Below are 3411 nucleotides of genomic sequence, written 5' to 3' on the forward strand. Positions count from 1 at the left end.
CGGTAAGATGTTGCGCATAGGATTATGCTGCGGAGGCTCCATTTCGTCCCAGGTTTCAGGCGATCTTGGGTAATCTCCGCAACATAAATTCCTGATGCGCCGGTGCCATGATCAGGGCTCCAACAACAAGGAGACCCCGATCATGTTTGAGATTCTTTTTGGACAACCGTGCACGATTGCGCGCTATCGTTCCGCTCCATTGCTCGAAGAGCGGCTTCTGTATCTTTCGCATTGCGAGTGTCTCGGCATCAAGATCGAGACATTGCGGAAGATCGCCTTCCACCAGTTGGACTTGGTGCACATTCTCGATTTGCACGACAACGATAGTTCGAACTTGGCCAAGATTGAGAACGCATTTCGGCGATGGTCTTCACCCACGGAACGCAAGTCACGACCTCACGCACGTCGGCGTTTCTTCGGCCACGCTGAGCGATGGATGCGCTTTATGGGCTGGCTTAAGGAGTCGGGAGCCAGATGCCACTCCCGTACGCGCGAGGTCGCCGTCTTTGCCACGCGCATGGCTTCCGAACGCGGATGGGCGGATACGACCATCGATGATTGTTGTCGAGCGGTCGACAGCTTTTTCGTCTGGCTGGATGAAAGAGGCGTCGATCTATCATCGGCAGGAATCTCTTTTTTCGACCAGTTTATCGCGCATTGTCATGCGCGTGGCGTTAGTCGTTCAACGACCTATCTCTATGCGCAACGACTTCGTTGGTTCGTACGGTTCGCCGAGCAGCAGGGCTGGTGCAGACCAGGATTGGCCGACGGTATCATGCCGCCGCGACGCTATCCAGGCGAGGCGATTCCGAAGGGATTGAACCGGGATGAGGTCACCCGTCTACTTGCTACCGCGGAAGGACACCATCCCCACGACATACGCGCCCGCGCCATCCTGATGCTGCTGATCACCTACGGTCTGCGTGCCGGAGAAGTCAGCGGCCTTCAGCTAGGAGATTTAGACTGGCAACAGGAGATGTTACGGGTACGCTGCCCCAAGCCCGGACGTACCCATCTCTATCCGCTGTCACCAGATGTGGGGCAAGCGATCCTGCGTTACTTGCGTGAGGTTCGTCCAGCGCACCCTGAACGGACACTGTTCCTGACGATGAAAGCCCCGATTAGGCCGCTTAGCCGGGGAGTAATTAAGGGGATCGTTTTTACTCGCCTCAATGACCTCGGAATCAAAGGCAAGCGCCGCGGCCCGCATGCGTTACGTCATGCCGCTGCCCAGCATCTCCTGGACCAAGGTTTATCGATGAAAGCGGTCGGCGACTACCTCGGCCATCGAAGCACGGCGGCTACCGCGATCTACGCCAAGGTCAATCTCAATACTCTTCGCGAGGTTGCAGAGATCAATCTGGAGGGGCTGCTATGATTCTTCGTGACGCGGTCGACCACTATGTCGCATGGCGGCGAGCCCATGGCGCCCGATTTATCACCAGCGCAAGGACATTGTACCAATTTTGCGATAGCTGCCCTGACAACGCGTGCTGCGATGCGGTTACAGAGAGCGAAGTACGCTGCTTTCTCGCCGGAACCGGTCCGCTCACGCGTTTCCGTGCGAACAAGTATGCCGCTCTCGCCGGATTTTACCGTTATGCGATCAGTCGCGGCTATGCTGTCGCGTCGCCGCTGCCGGCGGCGGACGAAGAGCCGCGGGCGCCGCGATCAGCTCCATCTTACATTTACTCCCGTGAGGAACTGCAGCGCTTGTTTGGGGGCGTTAGTATCAGCCGCAAGCGCGCCATCCGGTTCGACGCCGAGACCTTCCATATGTTGCTCTTGATCCTGTATGGCGCGGGGCTGCGAACCAGCGAAGCACTCCATCTGACCATGAAGGATGTCGACCTTGCAGACGCCATCCTGACAGTTAGGGACACCAAATTCTACAAGAGCCGTCTCGTTCCCGTTGCGCCTCAACTTGCCAGCGCCCTTAGAAGTTATGCCGGACGCCGTTCGGATCGCCCCCTGCCTGAAGGAATGGCGTCTGCATTTCTTGCAAACCGCGACGGAACACAGGTATGGAAGCACAATGTCGACCATGCATTCAAACGGCTACTCGAGCATGTCGGAATCGCCCGTAGGGATGACGGCCGACGCACCCCGTGTCTCCACGCTCTGAGGCACACCGCAGCCGTCCATCGGCTGACGTCCTGGTATCGCGACGGGGCAGATGTGCAACGGCTTCTACCGGCGCTCTCGACATATCTCGGCCACGCCGACCTGGACGGCACAAGCGTCTACCTGTCGATGACACCGGAACTGTTACACGAAGCATCGGCCTGCTTCGACCGCTACGTCAACGGAGGCCACCATGCGTGATCTCCGTACGCTCGGCCCCTGGCTTCGGCGCTTTCTGGCAGACTACATCGTTACTGAGCGCCGTCTCGCCCGCAACACGCAAATGAGCTACCGCGACAGCTTCACGCTGCTGCTGCCATTTATCAGTACCAAGGTCCGCAAACCAGCGGATCGTCTAAATGTCGAGGATATTACTCCGGCACTCCTACTGCAGTTCCTTGCTCATCTTGAAGAGAACCGCAGCTGCTCGGTACAGACCCGCAACCAACGCCTGACGGCGATCCGATCCTTCGCGCGCTTTGTCGCCAGCCGTGATCCAGCTCATCTTGCCTGGTGTGCGCAGATCCGTGCCATCACGACAAAGAAGGCCGCACCGCAGCCGATCTCGTGGATGAGCAGGGATGAAATGGAAGCGCTGTTAGCGGTTCCCGACCGCCAGACGTTACGCGGCCGGGCTGAGCATGCCTTGTTGCTCTTCCTCTACAACACAGGAGCGCGGGTCTCGGAGGCTACGAGATTACAAGTCGGCGACCTTCAGATCAGTCGGCACCGCGACAACCATGCGCTTGTCACTCTTCACGGCAAAGGCAACAAAATCCGCCAATGTCCGCTGTGGCCGCGCACGGAGGATACGCTCGGCGAACTCATTCGGGGCCGGGAAACCTGCGAGCCCGTCTTCCTCAGCCGCCATCGCAAACGATATACCCGTTTCGGGGTCTATCGGCTTGTCGAGCGATGTGCGGCACAGGTGCCATCGCTTGCTGCACGGCCGATCACACCGCACGTGGTCCGCCATACATGCGCTTGCCATCTGTTACAGGCGGGTGTCGACCTTAACACCATCCGTGCATGGCTCGGACATGTAAGCCTTGAGACCACCAACATTTACGCCGAAATCGATATCGAGATGAAAGCGAAAGCAATGGCGCTTTGCAGCGCCGCCGCTCCGCGACCGGAAAGGCCGTGGAAAGAGGACAAGGGCGTGATGGCGTTCCTGAATTCTATTTGAGTCCAAGAATTTATGTTGCGGAGATTACCCAAGATCGCCTGAAACCTGGGACGAAATGGAGCCTCCGCAGCATAATCCTATGCGCAACATCTTACCGT

The 3411-nt window shown here is 58.0% G+C and carries 3 protein-coding genes; all 3 read left to right on the forward strand.

The genetic code is table 11. From position 1 onward, the window contains the following. Positions 1–142 precede the first annotated feature (142 nt). Genes EN786_RS35830 through EN786_RS35840 form a run of 3 tightly spaced genes read left to right on the forward strand, consistent with a single transcriptional unit; the run spans position 143 to position 3313 of the window. Complete coding sequence (locus tag EN786_RS35830; RefSeq protein WP_135909988.1) at positions 143–1378, forward strand: tyrosine-type recombinase/integrase; 1236 nt, start codon at positions 143–145, stop codon at positions 1376–1378. Beyond that, positions 1375–2325 carry a tyrosine-type recombinase/integrase gene (locus EN786_RS35835; protein WP_135909990.1) on the forward strand — a complete coding sequence of 317 codons (951 nt, stop codon included), beginning with the start codon at positions 1375–1377 and terminating at the stop codon, positions 2323–2325. Before EN786_RS35830 ends, EN786_RS35835 begins: the two co-directional genes overlap by 4 nt. Beyond that, complete coding sequence (locus EN786_RS35840) at positions 2318–3313, forward strand: tyrosine-type recombinase/integrase (RefSeq protein ID WP_127405582.1); 996 nt, start codon at positions 2318–2320, stop codon at positions 3311–3313. The genes EN786_RS35835 and EN786_RS35840 overlap by 8 nt, the downstream gene beginning before the upstream one ends. Positions 3314–3411: the final 98 nt, after the last annotated feature.

Origin of the sequence: Mesorhizobium sp. M4B.F.Ca.ET.143.01.1.1, assembly GCF_004792275.1 — a bacterium.
GTDB lineage: Bacteria > Pseudomonadota > Alphaproteobacteria > Rhizobiales > Rhizobiaceae > Mesorhizobium > Mesorhizobium abyssinicae.